A 22,383-nucleotide genomic window follows, 5' to 3' on the forward strand; every position below is an offset into this window, starting at 1 on the left:
CATTCTGTAAGATTGGGATTGTAAAATGCTTAAAAAAGGGATTTATCAACATTATAAAGGGCAATTGTATCAAGTGCTGCATGTGGCTACACACAGTGAAACCCAAGAGAAATTGGTGGTTTATCAATGCTTATATGGCGATTATTCTATTTGGGCCAGACCGCTTGATATGTTCACGGAGAGTATTACTTTGGATGATGACCGTGAACAGGAACGCTTTAAATTGATTCAAGAAGTGTATTAATATTTGAAGTTATTTACCTATTTAAAACGATCCAATCTATTTTTAGATTGGATCGTTATGTGGATGCTCAAAGTTTAATAAAATCAATTATTGAATGGAAATACGGTTAAAGCTTAAATCGTATGCTAAATATTTACTCACAAAAGCTGCTTTATCACTGCGTCTTAATAAGTTGTCATAAATAAATTGTGGTACAGGATGGAATAAATCCCCAGAGCCATTTTCGTAAAATATTTTTAAATAACGTGAAGATGCACTGTATGTCCAGGATGTCACGGCAAGTGTTTTACCCATAAGCAACTCCTTTATTTTTTATATTATTTTTCACAGAATAAATCTGCTTATTTTGAACATAAGTGAAGTGCTTGCTAAAAAGTATTACAGAATTGTAACTTTTGAATATAAGTTTTTTGCGCAACCTAAACGTGCCAAAAACGACAAAACTATTATGAAGCGAAATAAAACACCACATTTAGGATGTGGTGTTTATGCTTTGCACATGAATAGTCATTCATTTAAATAAAATGATTGAAAGACTAGATTTTATAGATGACGACATTGATCTTCTTTGTCACCAGAAACACGGTTTGTGCCGCCAGTCGGTTTTACGCGGTTATCTTCACATTCTAAATTGCCATTCACGCGGTTATTTTTTACAACGATTGAGCCTGAATTATCTTTAAGTTGAATATTGCCATTTACACGGTTTGACGTGAGTTGGATGTTACGCCCATCTTCGAGTTGGATATTGCCATCAATGCGGTTGGCATGTGCATTAACCTGACTAAAGTTTCCTTTAGATTCTAAATTGCCATCAATCGTACTATTTTTAATTGCCGTATGTGAGTTGGAATGCAACATTAGGTTGCCCTTAATAGTCACATGATCAAGAACACATTGTTTATGCACTTTGACATTATCATCAATAGTTCGATTTTTAATGCTGCCATTACAGTTGAAATCAGCTAAAGCTGGCACTGAAAATGCTATTAATGTTGAAAGTAAAAATAATTTTTTCATAGAACAGCCCTCAAAAATAAATCTCACAACTGTTACCGGTACAGATTCGATTGTAGTGTTGTAATGTTTTTACATTTTCTATTCTAGAGATGAAATATGAATAAATAAGGTAGAAAAGGGTGATGTTCTGATTAAAAAAAACCACGCAAAATATGCGTGGTTTTTTTGAGTGGTTTAATCTAAAACTTAGATTTTACCTACTAGGTCGATAGATGGGGCTAAAGTTGCATCACCTTCTTTCCATTTAGCTGGGCATACTTCACCTGGGTGAGCGTGAACGTATTGAGCTGCTTTAACTTTACGAAGAAGTTCTTGAGCATCACGGCCAATACCGCCAGCATTGATTTCGATGATTTGGATTTTACCTTCTGGATCAATTACGAAAGTACCACGGTCAGCAAGACCAGCAGATTCGATTAATACTTCGAAGTTTTTAGAAAGCGTCCAAGTTGGGTCGCCAACCATTACGTATTGGATTTTTTTGATTTCTTCTGAAGAATCGTGCCAAGCTTTGTGCGTGAAGTGAGTGTCAGTAGAAACTGCATAGATTTCAACGCCTAATTTTTGGAATTCTGCGTAGTTGTCTGCAAGGTCACCAAGCTCAGTTGGGCAAACGAAAGTGAAGTCAGCAGGGTAGAAGAATACTACAGACCATTTGCCTTTAAGATCAGCTTCAGTTACTTCAATGAATTGACCGTTGTGGTATGCATTTGCTTTAAATGGTTTAACTTCAGTATTAATTAAGCTCATCATTGTCTCCATGATTAAGGTTTGTATTTCGTTGGCAATAGAGTATCTAATTTTGTTTTATTGCTGAAATGGTATTTTTACATTACTAGCATCGGAAAAACAAATGAGTATGTAAAAAGCGTACACTTTCATCACAGTATTATTGAGTCTTTATTAGGCCTCAAAATGATGATGATTGCATGACAACCTATTTTTCAGGTTCAAATACAACCCATTTCAAGCAATTGGTGAACATACATCTATATGGGGATGCTATTTTGAAATTCAAGGGGGGATTTAAAACTTTTTAAATACGCATTCTAAATCACTGTTCTTTCGCTTAAAGGCATTACAGCGTAAAATACGCGTTTGTGTTTTGGTTAGGAAGCGTATTCTGTGCAGAGTCATTTAAATGTAGAGCACCTCGTTTTGGCGCGTGATCGTCATCGTTTAAATCGACTACGAAAAGGCAAAGATGCCAATCCAAAGCAATATCAGGAATTATTTGAAAAATCTAATTTAAAAGTGTTGGAGCGTGCACAGCGCATTCCCAACATTAAGTTGAATCAAGATTTACCTGTGACTCAATCTGCCGAACAGTTGATTACTGCAATTCAGCAACATCAGGTCATTATTGTGGCGGGTGAAACAGGTTCAGGGAAAACTACACAGTTACCACAAATTGCAATGTTGGCAGGTCGTGGTTTAACGGGGTTAATTGGTCATACTCAGCCACGACGTCTTGCTGCGCGTAGTGTATCGCAGCGTATTGCCGAAGAAGTTGGCGAAAAGTTAGGTGAGTCCATCAGCTTTAAAGTTCGTTTTAATGAACAGGGTTCGCAAGATTCAATTGTCCGTTTAATGACCGATGGTATTTTGTTAGCAGAGCTTGCCAATGATCGTTATTTAAATAAATACGACACCATTATTATAGATGAAGCGCATGAGCGTTCTTTAAATATTGACTTCATTATGGGCTATTTAAAGCAACTTTTGCCACGTCGCCCTGATTTAAAAGTCATCATCACTTCTGCAACTTTAGATGTGCAGCGTTTTAGTAACTATTTTAACGGCGCACCTATTTTTGAGGTCGAAGGTCGAAGCTATCCTGTCGAAGTACGTTATCGTCCAATTTCTGAATTAAGCATTGGTGGTAGTGATGATGATGAGTTTGATGACTTTGAAGAAAACTTGCCACGCGCAGTGGTGCAAGCGGTAGAAGAATGCTTTGCCGATGCACAGGAAAAAGGTCATCCTGAACATGCCGATATTCTAATTTTTGCCAGTACTGAACAGGAAATTCGGGAGCTGCAAGAAACCTTGCATAAGCATGGACCGCGTCATACTGAAATTTTACCGTTGTATGCGCGTTTGGCTTTGGCGGAACAACAAAAAATTTTTAATCCTTCAGGTGGTGGTCGTCGCATTATTATTGCCACCAACGTCGCTGAAACCGCACTCACTGTACCCAATATCCGCTATGTGATTGATAGCGGTTTTGCACGTATTTCACGTTATAACTATCGCTCACGGGTGCAGCGTTTACCGATTGAAGCAGTATCTCAGGCAGCAGCGAATCAGCGTAAAGGACGTTGTGGTCGTATTGCACCAGGCGTTTGTATTCGCCTGTATTCAGAAGAAGATTTTTTAAGTCGCCCAGAGTTTACTGAACCTGAAATTAAACGCACCAACTTGGCATCGGTCATTTTACAAATGCAAAGTTTGGGCTTGGGTACGCTCGAAGATTTTGATTTTATTGAGCCGCCAGATCATCGTTTAGTCAATGATGGTCGTAAGCTGTTGATTGAACTGGGTGCGATGATTGAGAAGGGTAAAGCCCCTCTTTTAGACGGAATGAGTAGCTCTGCGACGCAAAAGGGAGACAATCATCCGAATAATTCCACTAAATCCACCGCTAATAAAGGCGAGCTTCAAGGCAGCAGCTTAACCAAAATTGGTCAGCAAATGGCAAAAATGCCGATTGATCCAAGACTGGCACGTATGATTTTAGGCGGTGCGCATTTTGGGGTGTTAAATGAAGTCCTGATTATTGTAGCGGCATTGGCGGTACAAGACCCGCGTGAACGTCCTGCAGACAAACAAATGCAAGCCGATCAAAAACATGCTTTGTTCCGTGAAGCAGATTCTGACTTTTTATTCTATTTAAAATTGTGGGAAACTTTACACGAAAACCGTGATGGCATGAGTGAAAACAAACGTCGTACTTTTGCCCGTCAGCATTTTTTAAGTTGGTTGCGTTTACGTGAATGGAAGAAAACTCATGAACAATTGGTGGATTTGGCGCGTGGCTTAAAACTGTCGTTTAATGAGAAAAAAGCCAGTTATGAAAATCTGCATCGGGCGTTATTAACAGGGTTGCTTTCTTTTATTGCCAATAAAACCGATGAGCGCAATGTGTTTATGGCAGTACGCCAACAAAAAGCACGAATTTTCCCTGCATCGACTTTGCATAAAACCAATACACCGTGGGTCATGGCATTTGAGATGGTAGAAACTTCGCAAGTGTATCTACGCACCTTGGCAAAAATTGAACCTGAATGGATTTTATTGGCTGCACGTGATTTGCTGAAGCATCACTATTTTGAACCACATTGGTCTAAAAAAGCAGGCGTGGTGAATGCCTATGATCAAATTTCGCTGTTTGGTCTAATTATCGAGCCGAAACGTCCTGTCAATTACGAAAAGGTCGATCAGGAAGCCGCCCATGAAATATTCTTACGTGATGCTTTAACCACAGGCAACTTGGGCATTACCCCACCATTTTTAAAACACAACCTGCTTAAACTGGAAGAAGTGGAACGGGTTGAAGATAAATTACGTCGTCGTGATTTAGTTGTTGATGAAGAAACTATTTATCAATTTTATGCCGCCAAAGTACCTGCAGAAGTTGCAAGCCGTCGTTCCTTTGAAGATTGGCGTGCCACAGTAGAGCCGCAAAATCCACGTTATTTATTTGTGGAAGATGATGCACTTTGGCTGAATGATCGTCCGACCACGCAGCAATTTCCTGACTATTTGCGTAATGGTGAGCTGCGCTTGGCGGCCAGTTACCGTTTTGACCCCAGCCATGATGAAGATGGCGCAACCGTTAAAATTCCAGTGCAAGCGTTGGCACAGGTCGATGAAAATATCTGGTCGTGGGGTGTTCTGGGTTGGCGTGAAAATTTAATTGAAGCCTTGCTCAAGACTTTGCCTAAAGATAAGCGTCGTCATTTGGTGCCTATTCCAGACACAGCTCGAAAGTTGCTACAACGTGTTGATGCGGTAAATTTACGCGAGCACATTTTTAGCTTTTTGGCATTTCAATTACGTGCTGAACACATCACCGAAAAAGACTTTAGCTTTGAGCGGGTAGATGCGTATTTATTGCCGTTCATTAAAGTGCTAGATGAAAAAGGGCGGGTGATTGAGCAAGGTCGTGATTTATCTGAATTAAAAGCGCGTTGCCATACCGAAACGCATAGTCCTGTAAAGCAGGTGCACGGAGAATTTCAAACTTTTCCTGAACGATTTGTATTTGAAGCTTCGCAAAAAGTTACGGGCGTAGTGGTTAAGCAATATCAGGCGTTGGTACCAAGCAAAACATTTGCAGAGCTTTTACCAAAAGATGAATCGGGTGTGGTGATTCAAACCTTTAATGATCAGAGTGAGGCGATTCGTCAGCACCGTGAAGGCGTGATTCGTTTGCTATATGTGCAATTGGGTGATTTATCACGCCAATTGAAAAAACAAATTGATAAACCCTTGGCTTTGGCGTATTCGCCTTTGGGTGATAAAGCTCAACTTGAGCAAATGTTGATCTATGCAACATTGCAAAGCATTATTGGTGACTTACCAGTCAACTTGGAAGAGTTTCAAAACTTGCAGCTTGAGGTAAAAAAGACTTTCCTCAGTCATGGTCAAACCACGCTGCGTATCTTTAATGAAATTTATATTGCATGGCAAGACATCCGCCGTCAGCTTCTTATGCTTGATGAAGCAGTTTTTGCTAAAAATATGGATGATATAGAAGATCAGCTGGACTTAATGCATCTGGCAGACTTTGTGTATAGCAAGCCTGTAGAGGTGTGGAGCGAATATCCGCGCTATTTGAAAGCGTTGTTATTACGTTTAGACCGCTTACCCAATAACTTGCAAAGAGACGATGCTGCCATCGCCCAAATTGACCCTTGGATGGACAAATTGTTTAAACACAAACAAGATGCCCGACTCAAGGAATTGTACTTTATGGTGGAAGAATTACGCATATCGCTGTTCTCTCAACCCATGAAAACCAAAATGCCAATTTCTGCAACTCGGCTGCAAAAAGTATGGGAAAAGCTCGGAATCAGTTAAGATATTAGTAATTTCTAGAAGGAGTTTTACATGGGCATTCGCATTATAGGTACTGGTCTTTATCACCCAGAAGATGTTATTACCAATGAAGAGTTGGTCGAAAGTTTAAATGCTTATGTGGAACAGTATAATCAGCTCAATGCTGACAAAATTGCAGCAGGTGAGCTTGAAGAACGTCGTGGCTCAAGTGCTGACTTTATCGAAAAAGCCTCTGGGGTAAAACGCCGTTACGTGTCAGAAAAAACAGGTATTCTGGACATTAACCGTTTACGTCCAAATTTGCGTGAACGCGGGGATGATGAAATTTCGCTACAAGCAGAATGGGGTGTAATTGCTGCAAAACAAGCCATGCAAAATGCAGGCGTGACCGCAGAAGATATTGATGTGGTGATTTTGTCTTGCTCAAACTTGCAGCGTGCTTATCCTGCGGTGGCGATTGAAATTCAAACTGCGCTTGGTATTCAAGGTTATGCCTATGACATGAACGTGGCATGTTCTGCTGCGACTTTCGGCATTAAGCAAGCGCATGATGCGATTAAAGCAGGTGCGCGCCGCGTACTGTTGGTGAATGTCGAAATTACCTCAGGTCATAACGATTTCCGTTCACGTGACTGCCACTTTATTTTTGGTGATGTAGCAACCGCTTCAATTTTGGAAGACACTGAAACCAAAGCAGGTTTCGAAATTTTGGACATGAACCTGTTTACTCAGTTCTCGAATAATATCCGTAATAATTTCGGTTTTTTAAACTTAAGTGAAAATGCAGATATTGACGATAAACGCTTCCATCAAGATGGTCGTAAAGTCTTTAAAGAAGTTTGCCCCTTAGTTGCCAAAATGATTACTGCGCAATTAGAAAAGAATCAGATTGCGCCAACCGAGGTGAAGCGTTTCTGGTTGCACCAAGCCAATGCCAGCATGAACGAACTCATTTTGAAATTGGTGGTTGGTAAAGAAGCAGCACAACCAGGTTTAGTACCTATTATTTTAGATGAGTTTGCCAATACTTCTTCGGCAGGGGTAATTATCGCTTTACACCGTACTGCACACGAAGTCGAAAACGGTGAATATGGTGTCTTGTGTTCATTTGGCGCAGGCTATTCAGTTGGCGCGATTTTGGTACAAAAACGTGATGCTGCATAAGCTTTGCCAAACCGTATAAGATCAGCAAACGCCTAAGTACAGGTATTAAAAAGTTCCTTCTCCTTCGGGAGAAGGCTTGGATCATCCGCGATATTCTCTTCACACAGACACATACAGAATAAAAACATCGAAAAACTTTATGAAAAATAATGCTTAGGTTAAGATGGAGCATCTTTTAATAGACCTATTTTGAAAACCTATGCAACCATTTGTTCTATATAACTCAGAGCAACGAAAAAAAGTTGAATTTGTTCCGCGTAAAGAAGGACATATCGACATGTATGTCTGTGGCATGACGGTTTATGATTACTGTCATATCGGGCATGCGCGGGTTATGGTTGCATTTGACTACATCATTCGCTTTTTGCGCAGTCAAGGTTGGAATGTGAAATATGTCCGCAACATTACCGACATTGACGACAAAATTATTAAACGTGCCAATGAAAATGGCGAGAGCATTCAAGCTTTAACAGATCGTTTTATTCAAGCCATGAATGAAGATGCGGCAAACTTAGGCTGTGTTGAACCTGATGCTGCACCACGTGCCACTGAATATATTGATCAAATGCAAAATATGATTGGTAATTTGGTCAATAAAGGCACAGCTTATCCTGCAAGTAATGGCGATGTTTATTTTCAGGTTGAAAAATTTGACAAATATGGCCGTCTTTCAGGTCGCAAGCTAGAAGACATGCAGGCGGGCGCGTCTGAGCGTGTTGATGTTGAAGTCGACAAAAAGCATCCATTTGACTTTGTTTTGTGGAAACATGCCAAAGAAAATGAACCATCTTGGGCTTCGCCGTGGGGCAATGGACGTCCGGGTTGGCACATTGAATGTTCTGCGATGTCGACTTGCTGCTTAGGTAATCATTTTGATATTCATGGTGGTGGTTCAGACTTAATGTTCCCACACCATGAAAATGAAATTGCCCAGTCTGAAGCATCAACAGGTGAGCAGTATGTAAATTACTGGATGCACGTTGGCTTTATTAATGTCGATGGCGAAAAAATGTCGAAGTCATTGGGTAACTTCTTCACCATTCGTGATGTGATGGAAAAATTCCATCCTGAAGTGATCCGCTACTTTATTGTGTCATCGCATTATCGTAGCCCTGTAAACTTCTCCGATGTAGCACTCAAAGAAGCCAAAACCGCATTATCACGTTTCTATCACTCATTTAAAGCTTATCAACAAGCGTACGGTACGCAAACAGTTGAGCAGTTAGATGAGGCTTTGGTGGAACGTTTTAATGCCGCAATGCGAGACGACTTTAATACAGCCGAAGCAATTGCAGTTCTGTTTGAAGTCAATAAAGAGCTGAACCGTTCAGTAAAAGAGCAGCAGGCAGATCAGGCGGCGGTGTACTATTCGACTTTGCGTCATTTGACCAATATTTTAGGTTTGGTGCAGCATGATGTCGATGAATTCCTGAAATCTGATATTGGTCAGGACGCTTTAGGTTTATCTGAACAAGCCATTGCAGACTTCATTCAGCAACGTCAGGATGCCAAAAAAGCCAAAGATTTCGCCCGTGCTGATGAAATTCGTCAGTCTTTGCTCGATCAAGGTGTGGTCTTGGAAGATACCCGTCAAGGTACAGTATGGCGTCGTGCTGATTAATTGAGCACTTGGGAGCATAGAGAGTTGACAGTTGTATGAAATTCTCTATAATTCACTTCCATATTGCGGGAATAGCTCAGTTGGTAGAGCACAACCTTGCCAAGGTTGGGGTCGCGAGTTCGAGTCTCGTTTCCCGCTCCAAAATTTTAAAAAACGCTTATCGAAAGATAAGCGTTTTTTTATGGCTGTTTGTTACAGCTTGCTTGCAGTCAGCTTTATAGATGGGTTTGATCCATAATTTTTAGAGCATTTTCGTTGAAATATGCTTCTGAGCTAGTTCTATCTTTAGCTTTATCTGCAACTTTGAATCAATAAAATAAATAGCCTAAGCTCAAATATGATTGTTTTTCATTTGAAACTCGAGTCAAAAAGCGAGTTAATTAAAACAGCATACAAAAATGCGTTAAAACAAAAAACACACGCAGAATCAAAGTGTAGAATTGCATAGATATGCTAAAATTGCGAAAATTAAATGTGCTTCAATAAATCGCTTTTATTGAGGTGTAGAAAATACTCAATTTAAGTTGAACGTTGAATGCCAAACATGTCAAATACCATTGATTTCCAATCTGTAGCCTTAGACACTTTAAGAATAGAAGAACAAGCATTACAAGTCTTGGCGACGCAAATTGATCAGCGTTTTAGCCGTGCCTGCGAAATCATGTTGCATTGCAAAGGGCGTGTTGTGGTCACAGGTATGGGAAAATCAGGTCATATTGGTCGTAAAATGGCTGCGACGTTTGCCTCTACAGGCACGCCGTCTTTCTTTATGCACCCGGGTGAAGCAGGGCATGGTGATTTGGGAATGTTGGTACGGGGTGATGTTTTAATTGCCATTTCCAACTCCGGCAAAAGTGATGAAATTATGATGTTGATGCCACTCATCAAACATCTGGAAGTTCCTCTAATCACAATTAGCGGTGATGATCGCGGGCCGATGCCACAAAATGCTGATGTCGCTTTAACATTAGGCAATATTCAGGAAGCTTGTCCACTTGGTTTAGCACCAACCTCAAGTACGACTGCAACCTTGGCATTAGGTGATGCATTGGCTGTAGCGTTACTTGATGCACGTGGTTTTACTGCCGATGATTTTGCTCGTTCACATCCTGCAGGCGCTTTGGGTAAGCGCCTGTTATTGCATGTGAAACATTTGATGCATACCGGTACAGAATTACCTAAAGTTGCACCAGATACACCAATGAACAAAGTGTTATACGAAATTTCAAACAAACGTCTAGGTTTAACCACAATTGTCGATGAAAATGACGTCTTGTTAGGCATTTTCACCGATGGTGATTTACGACGTTTAATTGATAAACAACAGGGCTTTGATGTGAATTTACAAGTTGGGCAAGTGATGACTCAACATCCTGCAACGATTTCACAAGAAGCACGTGCAGTTGAAGCTTTAGAACAATTACGTGACCGTAAAATCAATCAGTTTGTGGTGGTGGATGATGCCAATAAAGTCATTGGTGTGATCAGTATGCATGACTTGATTCAAGCAGGGGTAAACTAAACAATGGCATCTTATATTTTATTAGAGCAAGCGCGTCATATTGAAGCTTTGGTTTTAGATGTCGATGGAATTCTAAGTGATGGTTTTGTCACCTTAACCAACAGCGGTGATGAAATTAAATCATTCGATATTCGTGATGGTTTAGGTATGAAACTGGTGCAACAAGCAGGTGTTAAAGTCATTATCATCACGGGTCGTAAAAGTAATATTGTCGAAAAACGCATGTCCGATTTAGGTGTAGATTTGGTCTACCAAGGACGTGAAGATAAAGGCACTGCATTGCAGGAAGCCTGTGCCAAGTTAGGTTTATCACCTGCAGATTGTCTCTATATGGGCGATGACTGGCCTGATCTTTCAGCGTTTTCGATTGCAGGGATGAAAGTCACAGTGCCAAATGGACATATTGAAGTGCGTCGTCGTGCCGATTTAGTCACACAGGCCATGGGTGGGCGCGGTGCGGTACGTGAAATCTGCGATATGATTTTAACCGCCAAAGGTGTGTACCAAAGCTTACTTGAAAAATATCTCAGCATCCCTCATTAATTAAGTCATACATTCAAAGGTTTGAGTTACAGCCCCACTTATGGATACTAAAGTTTTATACGTTACTGCGATTGCAATTGCAGCTGTAAGTGGTGGTTATTACTATTACAGCGGTAAAGGCAAAAAACTGGAAACTGACGCTGCTCGCTCTATGACTTATAGTGCAGAGCAAATTCATCTGACCCAAACAGATGAGCAGGGCAATTTATATGTGCGTGCGCAAATTGACCGTTTAGAGCAAGACATGCAGCAAAAAACCTCTAAGCTGGAAAATTTGAATGCCTCTATGTATAAAGCGGGCGCGGTGGATGCCACTTTTTTTGCTAAACAGGCACAAGGTTTTAATGACAATGAAAAGGTTGTGTTGTCAGATCAAGTGCTAGCAACCAAGTTACTCGCTCAAGGCAAACTGACGCTTGAAACAGTCGAGTTGAATGTGTTTCCTAAAACACGTGAAATCAGTACCGAAAAACAAGTGACTGTACAATCTCCACAGGCTGATTTTATCAGTCAGGGCTTAAAAGCCAATTTAAATGACGGGCAATACGAATTTTTTAATATTCGAGGAAAGTATGAACCATAAATCTAAGCTTACAGCTCCTAAAGCGTTGATAAAACAAGCAGCACTTGTGGGCTTGGCGGTGCTTTCATCGGCAGGTGCATGGGCAATTCCGTCAGACCGCAGTCAGCCTATTACTTTATTGGCAGACCGTGCGACCTTTAGTGAACGTACTGGCGTCACCACTTATACAGGCAATGTGGTGATTGAACAGGGCACCATGAAACTGCAGGCAGATTCGATTGTTGCTAATCTGAACAGCAAAAAAGAAATTAGTGTCATTACGGCAACGGGCAGACCTGCGCAATTCCAGCAAAAGACTGATCCAGCCAAAGGGCTTGCCAAAGGTCAGGCGCAAAAGATTGTTTACAATGCTGAAACAGGCATTATCACCTTAACGGGTGGCGCACTTTTAGAGCAAGATGGAGCCAGTATTCGTGGTAATACCTTGCGTTATAGTATGAACAAAGGCGATGTTGAAGCGATTGGTACACCGAACAAAACTGGTTCTGAAGCGGGTCGTGTAAAAATTGTGATTCCACCATCAAGTTCAAAATCATTCCCGGGAGCGCGTGATTAATGGATCAAACGAGCGCAGCACAGGACAGCGTCCAGCACGGTCAGCAGACTTTGTGTATTAAGCATTTAGCCAAAAACTATAATAAGCGCTGGGTGGTTAAAGACGTTTCATTTGAAATGAAAAGTGGTGAAATTGTCGGGTTACTTGGGCCGAACGGTGCGGGTAAAACCACCAGTTTCTACATGGTTGTGGGTTTGGTGCGTATGGATAAAGGCGAAATCCATTTAGATCAACTGGATTTATCTGACCTTGCCATGCATGAACGTGCGCGTAAGGGGATTGGTTATTTACCGCAAGAAGCCTCTATTTTCAGAAAGCTGACCATCGCTGAAAATATTATGGCTATTTTAGAAACCCGCAAAGATTTAAATAAACAGCAACGTCAGCAGCGTTTATTAGAATTGCTGGCAGATTTTAAAATCACGCATATTAAAGATTCATTAGGGATGAGTGTGTCGGGTGGCGAACGCCGTCGTGCAGAAATTGCCCGTGCTTTGGCAGCAGACCCTAAATTTATGTTGTTAGATGAGCCTTTTGCAGGGGTCGATCCTATTTCTGTCGGTGATATTAAAGATATCATTCGTACCTTAAAAGATCGTGACATTGGCGTATTAATTACCGACCATAACGTCCGTGATACTTTAGCCATTTGTGAACGTGCTTATATTGTTAGCGAAGGTTCAGTCATTGCAGAGGGTACACCGCAAGAAATTCTGGAAAATGAAATTGTGCGTGAAGTTTATTTGGGTGAAGACTTTTTTGTTTAAAGCTTGAATGTTCTAATCGTTATTGGTTTTCGTATGCTTACTGCATAAGTTGTAGAACAGAAAGTCGTGTAAATATTATTTAACCTTCTATACCTTTGAGGATAGAAGGTTTTTTCATGGTGGTTATCAGTCCAAATAAGCTATAACTCTAAATACGTTAGAGCGCTAAACACGTTATAATTATCAAGTTTTTATTTAACTGGTTGATTGATCTGGAGTGTTATGCCATTTACCATTGCTGCGCCCATCACTTTTGAAGAAGAAATTAAAAAAAGTCGATTTCAGGCAATTGCTGTGCCTGTAGATAATGAGCAAGCGGTAAAAACTTTTTTGGAACAGCAGCGTGATTCATCTACCACACATCAATGTTGGGCATGGAAAATCGGGCATCAATTACGTTTTAATGATGATGGCGAACCTTCAGGTACGGCAGGACGTCCTATTTTAGCCACGATTGAAGGCAATGAGTTGACTAATGTTTTGGTGTTGGTGAATCGTTGGTACGGCGGCATTAAATTGGGCACAGGCGGCTTGGTACGTGCCTATGGGGGATGTGCAGGGCAATGTTTGGCTCTAGCAGAAAAAATAGAACTGATTGAAAAAAAGACCGTGCAATTTTCCTGTCATTTTAATGAGTGGGCAATTTTACAATACGAGCTAAATAGTCAGCAGATTGAGTACAGCGAAGACTACACCGCCGAAGGCGTGTTGGTAAAGGCATTCATGCAAGTCGATCAAATAGACCCTTTAAAACTAAAATTACAAGATATTAGCCGTGGGCGTGAACAACTCAAAATCCTTGAGGATGATCAAGATGACTGAAGCAAATTCACCTGATCCATTATCGAAGTACCGTGAGCAGCATAAACACCGTTTAAACTACATGCCGTGGTTATATTGGTCATTAAAACCTAAACATCGTGCTTGGGCAGAAGCTTGGCAGCAGGAATATCAAGCTTATTTAATGGCAATGGAAACGGTAGAGATTGGCAAAAACTGTTTTATTTCACCATTGGCACATATTTTTGCAGAACCAGGACGTAAAATCAGTATTGGCGATAATACCTTTATTGCAGCCGATTGTACTTTGCATGGCCCTTTAGAAATTGGCAATGAAGTCGCGATTAATCACCACTGTATTTTAGATGGTGGCAGAGTTGGAATTAAGCTTCATGATCAGGTGCGTATCGCAGCATATTGTCATTTATATGCATTTGATCATGGCATGGCTTTGGATCAGCCCATTTATCAGCAAGCGGTGCGTTCACAGGGCATTGAAGTTGGTAAGGATGTTTGGTTAGGTGCGCATGTTGGTGTTAAAGATGGGGTGAAGATTGCGGCACATGCAGTCGTTGGTATGAATAGCATGGTCACCAAAGATGTTCAGGAGCGGGAAATTGTGGTAGGAAACCCTGCCAAATTGATTCGTTATCGTGAGTAAATACGATGCAGCAAGGCTAAATCTTTAAACTTCATTACATTTTTTCATGTCCCTGCAACACGAGTTGTGTTAAGTTAAAAATAACAACTAAAAAATAGCCTGCAAAAGGCAGTAAGAGAGGCAATAATGAAACGTGTAATTGCTTGTATTGATTCTTCGCCTTGTATTAATGCGCTTGCTGAAGCTGCTGCGTGGATTGCAACACAAACTCAACGTGAATTGGTGTTATTACAAGTTTTGGATTATTACCCCGCCAGTTATCATTTGGGGGAAATTAGTGGCGTGATTGGTTTTGAAAGTAATGCGATGTTACTCAAAGAATTAGCTGAGTTGGAACAAAAACAAAGTGAATTAGCACTCGACTATAGCAACAATTTATTGCAGCACATTTCCAATATGATTCAGGAAAAATATGAAATTGTACCTACTCAAATTCAAGAAAAAGGCGATTTTCTAGAACAAAGCTTCAGTGTGTTGAATGAAGACGATATTGTGGTGATTGGACGCGTGGGCGAAAAATCTGCTGAACGCAATAAGGCTTTAGGGAGTAATGTCGAAAACTTTATTCGTGGTGCAAATTGTACCGTGATGACTGTGGGAGAGCATTTTAAAGCACCAACCCGCTTTATTTTTGCTTATGAATATTCCCCAACTTGCATCAAAATGATGAAGCGAATTGCACAAAGTGATTTGCTTAAATTACTGCAATGTCATTTGCTTTATGTGGGCGATCATCCTGAAGTTTTAAATGAACCTGCAGATTTTTTAACAGCAGCGGGTTTAGATGTCGTGGTTGAATATCGTTATGGTGATGTAGCTGAAAATATTTTAGATTATCAACGTGAACATGGTATCCAGTTGATTGTACTAGGGGCATTTAGCCACAGTAAAATTCATCAATTTTTCTTGGGAAGCATTACCACCAATATTTTCCGTAACTCAACTGTTCCTTTGTTGGTGGCAAAGTAAAAATCGTAAATGATTCAAAAAAGATCATTTCAAAAGATTGTTTAGTTGAACTGATGTAAATGCTTGCTGACTGTCCATGGTTATCCGCATAATTTGTGGATAACTGTATGGACAGTATATGTAACATTATAATATATAATGTAAAATTGCTTTAGGTTGTTTTTTAACCTTGTGTGGACTTTACTTTACAATCGCTAAAGCAAAGCCATCATGTCCTTTGCTGCCTACAGTTTGTAATGCTGTGCACGATAAAATTCGCGAATGATTTTGCATGGCTTTGAACATGTCACGAATCCCTTCAATGCTTGGTTTGTGATTGTCAGGATTTAAAATTTCCCCTGCACGAATTACATTGTCTAAAAAGATAATTGTACCTGAGCGTGAAAGTTTAAGACTCAGTTCCAAATATTCAGGATAGCTTTGTTTGTCGGCATCAATAAAAATAAAATCAAAAGCTTCAGTATCTTCTGGCAGAGCTTTTAGAATTTCTGCAGCACGACCAACTTTTAATTCAACCTTTTGTTTTAATTGAGCGCGGTCAATATTTTCCTGTCCCAAAGCTGCATGGGTATCACGTCCTTCAATCGTGAGTATATAACCATCTTCAGGCAGCGCACGTGCTAGCCACATTGTGCTATAAGCTGCGAATGTGCCCAATTCCAACACACGTTTGCATTGATTCATTTGAATGAGCATTTGTAGCAACATGCCCTGATTTGCCGCAACTGCAAGGTGATCTGGAAAACCTTTGGCATCGGTATTTTCTAAAGTTTGCGTCAAAACTGGGTCTTCGGGAATTAAATGTGATTCGATATAGTAATCGATATCCGTCCACATTTGTTGCATAGCGTGCTCACCTTTGTTGCGATGTGTGCATTGTAAACTTTTCTGCTCAGAGTGCAATTTATTCGCGGAATGGAGCAGGTGATAATCTATTTCGTAATAAAAAAAGAGGTCAATTTGACCTCTTTAGGATTTAATTCTAAACAACACTGAATTAGAAATTACACATAGATGAATGGCGGCTTAAATCTGGCCCCCAAGTTCGATAACCTTGTGTATCAATATGAATTTGTCCTGAAGCGTATAAGCCTAAGCCCATGTTTAAACTTTGACCATATTGCTGCCAGAACTGACACAGTCTGTATTTGGTACTTTCAATATAGGCATAGTCTTCGGCATTCGGGAATTGTGGCCCAATTCTAAAATCAATGGCTGAGTTAAATAAGTGACGCGATGAGTTCGCACCACCTGCACATTGATTCAGTGGTAAATCTCGATAGACAGAAGTGACTTCAAAATCAGTTAAGACTTTAGAGGCGACCAAATATTTAAATACACGCAAGGTAGGCACCTGATTTTGCCACAATTCACGACTTGGAATCATAAATTGCGAACGTCCACAGCGTTGCCAGTCACGTGCGGTACGCATTAATTCAAAACTTGGAATAATATTGCCAACACCGTTGTGTTCCAAGAAGCGTTCATATTCACGAACTTGGCGTAAATTGTCACTCACTGCCACCCATGCATTATACGAATAAGGCACAATTTTAGGTGCTACCTGACGCTCATAGGTGATTTTTTCTTGAGGAATGAAAATTCGTTTTCCATCGGGCGTGGTGATCGTTGTTGTTCTGTTTGGGGTTGAACTACAGGCAACCAAGATAACGGGAACAATGCTGAACGAAAACAGCGCCTTGAAAAATTTCTTCATTAGGCAAATCAGATATTTATTTAAAGTGGCAGTATTCTAATCGAAAATGCTGGTTAAAATTTGAAAATATTGCAATCAAATGTGTGTTTTAGGTATAAAAAAAGATCAGCACAGGACTGATCTTTTTCACAACAAGACGAACTTACTTTTCTAAGTATTGTAATTTGTCTGGTTTGCCATTCCATTCTTCACGATCAGCAGGTTGATCGCCAATTTGTGTAATGTTTGGCCAAGTCTGTGAAAGTTCAGCATTTAGCTCGATAAACACTTCCTGACCTTCTGGTAATTCATCTTCAGAGAAAATAGCGTTGGCAGGACACTCTGGTTCACATAATGCACAGTCGATACATTCGTCTGGATTAATGACAAGGAAGTTCGGACCCTCGTAGAAGCAGTCTACAGGACAAACTTCAACGCAGTCTTGATATTTACATTTAATACAGTTTTCAGTGACAACAAATGTCATGGCGACAGCTACCTAAAAATATGGTTCTAATTCAGAATAGTCTATTTTAGGCAAAAATCACTACAACTAACAATCGCTTTTACTGATATTTGATATAGACAGTGCTGCTAAATTTGATAAAAGGGGGATAAAACCATCAAAAAAACTTATAAATGACAAAGACTCTCAATTGAGAGTCTTTGTTTAGCTCAAATTTTTTAGAAATAACAGCGGCTAAGCGTTCAATTGTTCCTTTAAAGCATACAATTGTTCCAGCGCTTGTCGTGGCGTTAAATTATCGACATCTATACTGCGTAATAAATCTAAAGCAGGTGATGGTTTTTCTACCTCTATTACACGTTCAATCACTTCTGGTTCAGCTGAGCTTGTTGCTGGTGCAAATAGGTCATCTTGAACGGCTAAATTGACATTTTTGTGCTGCTGTTTTTCTAAAATTCTTAAACGGTTTTGCGCTTCTTTAATCACATTGGCTGGAATGCCTGCCAATTTTGCCACTTGCAAACCGTGACTTTGGCTTGCAGGACCTTGTTGAACTTTGTGCAAGAGAATCAGGTTGCCATTCATTTCTTTGGCGGTTACGTGGTAGTTATCCACCCCAGATTCTTTGCTTAATTCGGTCAATTCAAAATAATGCGTTGCAAATAGGCATAAACATTTGATGCGTTTGCTTAAATCCAACACACATGCCCATGCCAAAGATAAGCCATCGTAGGTACTGGTTCCGCGACCAACTTCATCCATCAGCACCAAAGACTGTGAGGTTGCATGGTGTAAAATTTGTGAAGTCTCAGTCATTTCGACCATAAAGGTCGATTTACCTGTCGATAAATCATCGGCAGAACCAATACGGGTAAACACGCGATCAATAGGACCTAATACGGCTGTTTGGGCAGGCACATAACTACCACAATAGCCAAGTAGGGCAATGAGTGAGGTTTGACGCATATACGTTGATTTACCGCCCATATTCGGGCCAGTAATAATTGCCAAACGATGATTGTAGTCGAGTAAAGTATCATTCGGTGTAAAGGCGGTTTTACTCAAGGCCTCAACAACAGGATGACGTCCTGCAGTAATTTTAATTCCAATTTCAGGGCTATATTCAGGGCGTGCCCAATTGCGTAAACGTGCTTGATGGGCAAAGTTTGCCAATAGATCAATTTGTGCAATCGCGCTGCTCATCATTTGTAATTGAGCAATGTCTTGGCGTAATTCATCCAATAGCATTTCAAATAGCATCTTTTCACGGGCTAAAGCACGGGACTCGCTAGACAGGACTTTATCTTCAAAACTTTTTAGCTCTGGGGTGATGTAGCGTTCTGCATTTTTTAAAGTTTGACGACGGATATAGTGTTCAGGTGCTTGCTCGGCTTGGGCGCGAGTGAGTTCAATGTAGTAACCACTGACACGGTTGTAGCCAATTTTTAACGTTGGGATACCGCTTTCTTGGCGCTCTTTGACTTCTAAATCAATCAGGAATTGCCCCGCATGATCACGGATTTTGCGTAGTTCATCGAGTTCACTGTCAAAACCCTCTGCAATGACATTGCCATCACGCAATAGTACAGGTGGGTTTTCTACAATTGCCTGCATCAGCCGTTGATGCAGTCCATGAAAATCGCCCAGTTCTTCATTCAGGTTTTGAATGAGTGCGGATTGTTGTGCAGAAACAATGGGCTGTAAGGCATGACGCAAATAGGGAATTTGCGCACAGGCCTGACGTAGTTGTACCAAATCACGTGGGCGTGCGCTACCGAGTGCGACACGACTCAGCACACGTTCAATATCACTAATTTCTTTCAGTACCAAACGCACAGGCGACTCATGGTAACCTTGTATTAAGGCTTGAATTGCATCCAGTCTTGCATCTAACAATGCCGTGTCACGCAAAGGTTGCATCAAGGTACGACTCAGTAAACGGCTACCCATGGCAGTTTGGCAATCGTTAATCAGTTGGAATAAAGAAGTGCCGTGTTCAAATAATGGTTCAACCAATTCCAAATTACGTCGGGTCACAGGATCAAGCGCAATAAAATTGCTGCTTTGTTCTAATTGAATACTGCGAATATGTGGTAAAGCCGTTTTTTGGGTTTCTTTGGCGTAGTGTATTAACGCTGCCGCTGCTGCTTTGGCTAAGGGCAAATGATCAATACCAAAACCTGAAAGTGTCGATACAGCAAACTGATCACAAAGCGTTTTTTGCGCATTGTTTAGGTTGAAATCGACATTTGGGCGTTTGGTCACAGGGCAGTCAAGTTGCTTTTTAACCTGTTCAATAATATTCGGATCGACAATATCTTCATCGACCACAATTTCGCTTGGCATTAAACGAGAAAGTTCAATCGCGAGTTGTTCAGGCAAATAATCCATTTGCTGAACTTTAAAAATCCCTGCACTTAAATCCAGCAACGCGATACCAATTTGGTTTTGCTGTAAGCATAAAGAGACCAAGTTGGAAGATTGATGACTGTTGAGCAGGGCATCATCGGTGAGCGTACCAGGGGTGATAATCCGTACCACTCCACGCTCTACAGGACCTTTGCCTGTTACCTCGCCAATTTGCTCACAAATTACCACGGTTTCGCCTTTTTTAACCAAGCGAGCGAGATAACCTTCGGCAGCATGATACGGTACGCCTGCCATTGGGATAGGTTTGCCGCTGGTTTTACCTCGATGGGTGAGGGTAATGCCTAAGAGTTTGGCGGCTTTGTGTGCATCATCAAAAAATAATTCGTAGAAATCGCCCATGCGATAGAACATTAAAGAATGTGGATGTTCCATCTTCACCCGTAAGTATTGCTGCATCATTGGAGTGTGTGAAGATAGATCAGCCATGATTTCTGTCATGTTCATGCAGTTGAAGTCCTTTAATTTGAAGCGTAATTTAAGTGTAAGTATGTGACTAGCTTATTTTACGCCATCTTAGTCAAATTAGTGAACCTGCATGTCATTGTTGCTCGCTCTCTAACGAGTCGAACATCGAGCGGTTTAAGCTTTTAAATGGATAATATTCAATTGATCTGGTGTGTTAGTGAGCACACAGCCATAAAAAATATCGCCCATAAAATCTAAACCGACAGTTTCAAAAATGATATCGCATAGCTCAAAGAGCTTAGCTGTTGAAAATGTATGATTTGCGAAGTTAAAAGTGAAAATTATTGTGTCATTTGGCTGAATTTTACTGAGTTTTTCGTGTAATTCATCGTTATAAAAAGCATCGAAATTTGATTGTTTTCTATGGATTCATTTAGAAAGTAGTGCATGTTGTAACATTATGCTTTGCATGGTCTTATTTCTAGCTAAAGCCGTACTTTGGAAAAACTTCATCACAATCAAAGTAAAAAAGCCATCATCTTTTCAGATCATGGCAAGCTATTATTCAAACTCAAGCTATGTAGAATTTAAAAATTCAAACTATATGACACGCCCAAAATATTTTGGCTCATGCTTAAATTGGCTTCGCCACCACCAAAATCAGCGGGGATAGAGTTGTTACCTTGCACTGTTTCTTTGAGTGCGTGTGTATAAGCCACACTTACATTTTGTTGATCATCGAGTCGCCAAGTTGCACCAACACTTAAATGCTCTTGTACCACACCTGGTGCCAAAATATTTAGGAAGGTTTGATCATTTTTAACAGGCTGATCGTTATAGCTATAACCCGCACGTAAAGTCAGTTTTTCTGAGGCTTGATAAGTCGCTGAAATTTTATAGACATTGATGTCATCCCATCCAAAACCAGGACCTTGTGTTGTGCCAAATTTATTGTTTGCGAATAATTGATCCAGTTTATTGCCAACAGAATCTACATCTGAATAATTAATGCGTAAGTAATCTGTCGCGACTGATAAAGCAGGGGTAAGTTGATAATTTAAACCTACACCATAGCTTTCAGGTACGTCAAAATCACCTTGTTTGGCAAATAAACCTTCATATTTCTTAAAGCGGCTGGCATTAATTTTAGATGAATAGCTTGCACCAAGGGTCAGTTTCTCATTTGGTTTTGCAGACCAGCCAATACGTGCACCTACACCGTATGAATCGTCATTGCCACGGTCGCTAATTGCTGCATCGTTGGACGAAGCACCACCAAATACATCACCAGCAAAACCTTGTGCGCTAAAACGTTGATATAAAATATTTGCAGCCAAAGCTATAGATTGATTTTCTGCATATTTGCAAGATAAAGCAGGTGAAATAAAGGCTTGGGTTAATGAAATACCTGCGCTTCCTGTATTATCATAAACTGCATAAGGATTATTTTTATAATTGGTATTCATGCCACCATTGCCATAAACCGCAATACCCGCAGTGACTTGTTCATTCACTGGGTGAACATAACCTACATCTGGAATTACAAAGTATTTACGGCTATTGCCATCATACTGACCATTTGCTCCATAACCATTTCCTGTAATTTCAGACTCACGATCTGGAGAGAAAATAGTTAAACCTGCATCAACACGCTTATCTAACCAGCTCAAACCCGCTGGGTTGCTTGCAATAGTCAGACTGTCCTGAAAATTGGCAATGGCTGTGCCTGCATTTCCTTGAGATTTCGCACTATATGCATGCATGAAATATCCTGTTGTTGCAAAAGCAGATGTTGAAAACAAAGGTGCGATAACAGCAATTGAGATAAAAGAAGATAGATATTTCATGAGAATATAGATCGAGTAAAAACAATATATGCGGCAGTATATTGA

Annotated in this window: 20 protein-coding genes and 1 tRNA gene; 13 read left to right on the forward strand and 8 right to left on the reverse strand. The window is 40.5% G+C overall.

Features of this window, described 5'->3' with window-relative positions:
* Window positions 1–25: 25 nt before the first annotated feature.
* A complete protein-coding gene (locus FTU70_RS05005; RefSeq protein ID WP_004973051.1) occupies window positions 26–244 on the forward strand; it encodes a DUF1653 domain-containing protein in 219 nt (72 codons plus the stop codon).
* Between the two features lie 87 nt (window positions 245–331).
* Here the strand turns inward: FTU70_RS05005 and FTU70_RS05010 are convergent, their stop codons facing one another.
* The 3 genes from FTU70_RS05010 to ahpC form a co-directional block, all read right to left on the reverse strand.
* A complete protein-coding gene (locus FTU70_RS05010; RefSeq protein WP_004973053.1) occupies window positions 332–538 on the reverse strand; it encodes a hypothetical protein in 207 nt (68 codons plus the stop codon).
* A gap of 249 nt (window positions 539–787) precedes the next feature.
* Complete coding sequence (locus FTU70_RS05015) at window positions 788–1,105, reverse strand: hypothetical protein (protein ID WP_225530638.1); 318 nt, start codon at window positions 1,103–1,105, stop codon at window positions 788–790.
* 345 nt (window positions 1,106–1,450) lie between these two features.
* Window positions 1,451–2,014 (reverse strand): alkyl hydroperoxide reductase subunit C, encoded by a 564-nt coding sequence (ahpC, locus tag FTU70_RS05020; RefSeq protein WP_004973058.1) that lies wholly within the window; start codon window positions 2,012–2,014, stop codon window positions 1,451–1,453.
* A 375-nt stretch (window positions 2,015–2,389) separates the two neighbouring features.
* On the opposite strand from ahpC, the gene FTU70_RS05025 reads away from it, so the two are divergent.
* The 12 genes from FTU70_RS05025 to FTU70_RS05080 all read left to right on the forward strand — a co-directional run bounded on the left by FTU70_RS05025 (window position 2,390) and on the right by FTU70_RS05080 (window position 15,494).
* On the forward strand, window positions 2,390–6,349 hold the full coding sequence (locus FTU70_RS05025) for a DUF3418 domain-containing protein (protein ID WP_180060205.1): 3,960 nt from the start codon (window positions 2,390–2,392) through the stop codon (window positions 6,347–6,349).
* Window positions 6,350–6,379: 30 nt separating this feature from the next.
* A complete protein-coding gene (locus FTU70_RS05030; protein WP_154320667.1) occupies window positions 6,380–7,492 on the forward strand; it encodes a beta-ketoacyl-ACP synthase III in 1,113 nt (370 codons plus the stop codon).
* A 199-nt stretch (window positions 7,493–7,691) separates the two neighbouring features.
* The gene (gene cysS, locus FTU70_RS05035) at window positions 7,692–9,113 is read left to right on the forward strand and encodes a cysteine--tRNA ligase (RefSeq protein ID WP_154320668.1); all 1,422 of its coding nucleotides are present in this window, start codon (window positions 7,692–7,694) and stop codon (window positions 9,111–9,113) included.
* Between the two features lie 65 nt (window positions 9,114–9,178).
* Window positions 9,179–9,254: transfer RNA gene (locus FTU70_RS05040), tRNA-Gly, on the forward strand.
* 403 nt (window positions 9,255–9,657) lie between these two features.
* Window positions 9,658–10,635, forward strand: a complete 978-nt coding sequence (locus tag FTU70_RS05045; protein ID WP_004973067.1) for a KpsF/GutQ family sugar-phosphate isomerase — start codon at window positions 9,658–9,660, stop codon at window positions 10,633–10,635.
* 3 nt (window positions 10,636–10,638) lie between these two features.
* Window positions 10,639–11,178 carry an HAD family hydrolase gene (locus tag FTU70_RS05050; protein WP_004973069.1) on the forward strand — a complete coding sequence of 180 codons (540 nt, stop codon included), beginning with the start codon at window positions 10,639–10,641 and terminating at the stop codon, window positions 11,176–11,178.
* A gap of 40 nt (window positions 11,179–11,218) precedes the next feature.
* Window positions 11,219–11,761 carry an LPS export ABC transporter periplasmic protein LptC gene (lptC, locus tag FTU70_RS05055; protein ID WP_004973071.1) on the forward strand — a complete coding sequence of 181 codons (543 nt, stop codon included), beginning with the start codon at window positions 11,219–11,221 and terminating at the stop codon, window positions 11,759–11,761.
* The gene (gene lptA / locus FTU70_RS05060; protein WP_004973072.1) at window positions 11,751–12,317 is read left to right on the forward strand and encodes a lipopolysaccharide transport periplasmic protein LptA; all 567 of its coding nucleotides are present in this window, start codon (window positions 11,751–11,753) and stop codon (window positions 12,315–12,317) included. The genes lptC and lptA overlap by 11 nt, the downstream gene beginning before the upstream one ends.
* On the forward strand, window positions 12,317–13,084 hold the full coding sequence (lptB, locus tag FTU70_RS05065; protein WP_154320669.1) for an LPS export ABC transporter ATP-binding protein: 768 nt from the start codon (window positions 12,317–12,319) through the stop codon (window positions 13,082–13,084). The genes lptA and lptB overlap by 1 nt, the downstream gene beginning before the upstream one ends.
* Window positions 13,085–13,306: 222 nt before the next feature.
* Window positions 13,307–13,906 carry a YigZ family protein gene (locus tag FTU70_RS05070; RefSeq protein ID WP_096900925.1) on the forward strand — a complete coding sequence of 200 codons (600 nt, stop codon included), beginning with the start codon at window positions 13,307–13,309 and terminating at the stop codon, window positions 13,904–13,906.
* A complete protein-coding gene (locus tag FTU70_RS05075) occupies window positions 13,899–14,525 on the forward strand; it encodes a DapH/DapD/GlmU-related protein (protein ID WP_004973079.1) in 627 nt (208 codons plus the stop codon). Before FTU70_RS05070 ends, FTU70_RS05075 begins: the two co-directional genes overlap by 8 nt.
* A gap of 126 nt (window positions 14,526–14,651) precedes the next feature.
* Entirely contained in the window at window positions 14,652–15,494 is an 843-nt protein-coding gene (locus tag FTU70_RS05080) for a universal stress protein (RefSeq protein ID WP_154320670.1), read from the forward strand.
* 180 nt (window positions 15,495–15,674) lie between these two features.
* Here the strand turns inward: FTU70_RS05080 and FTU70_RS05085 are convergent, their stop codons facing one another.
* From FTU70_RS05085 to FTU70_RS05105, 5 genes are all read right to left on the reverse strand, one after another.
* On the reverse strand, window positions 15,675–16,340 hold the full coding sequence (locus FTU70_RS05085; protein ID WP_180060207.1) for an O-methyltransferase: 666 nt from the start codon (window positions 16,338–16,340) through the stop codon (window positions 15,675–15,677).
* Window positions 16,341–16,491: 151 nt separating this feature from the next.
* On the reverse strand, window positions 16,492–17,211 hold the full coding sequence (locus FTU70_RS05090; RefSeq protein WP_004973092.1) for a D-Ala-D-Ala carboxypeptidase family metallohydrolase: 720 nt from the start codon (window positions 17,209–17,211) through the stop codon (window positions 16,492–16,494).
* 142 nt (window positions 17,212–17,353) lie between these two features.
* Window positions 17,354–17,677 (reverse strand): ferredoxin FdxA, encoded by a 324-nt coding sequence (fdxA, locus tag FTU70_RS05095; protein ID WP_004973093.1) that lies wholly within the window; start codon window positions 17,675–17,677, stop codon window positions 17,354–17,356.
* Between the two features lie 213 nt (window positions 17,678–17,890).
* A complete protein-coding gene (gene mutS / locus FTU70_RS05100) occupies window positions 17,891–20,530 on the reverse strand; it encodes a DNA mismatch repair protein MutS (protein ID WP_180060209.1) in 2,640 nt (879 codons plus the stop codon).
* 548 nt (window positions 20,531–21,078) lie between these two features.
* Window positions 21,079–22,338 carry an OmpP1/FadL family transporter gene (locus FTU70_RS05105; protein WP_180060211.1) on the reverse strand — a complete coding sequence of 420 codons (1,260 nt, stop codon included), beginning with the start codon at window positions 22,336–22,338 and terminating at the stop codon, window positions 21,079–21,081.
* Between the last annotated feature and the right edge of the window lie 45 nt (window positions 22,339–22,383).

Source organism: Acinetobacter sp. YH12135 (assembly GCF_013418565.1).
Taxonomy (GTDB): domain Bacteria; phylum Pseudomonadota; class Gammaproteobacteria; order Pseudomonadales; family Moraxellaceae; genus Acinetobacter; species Acinetobacter towneri.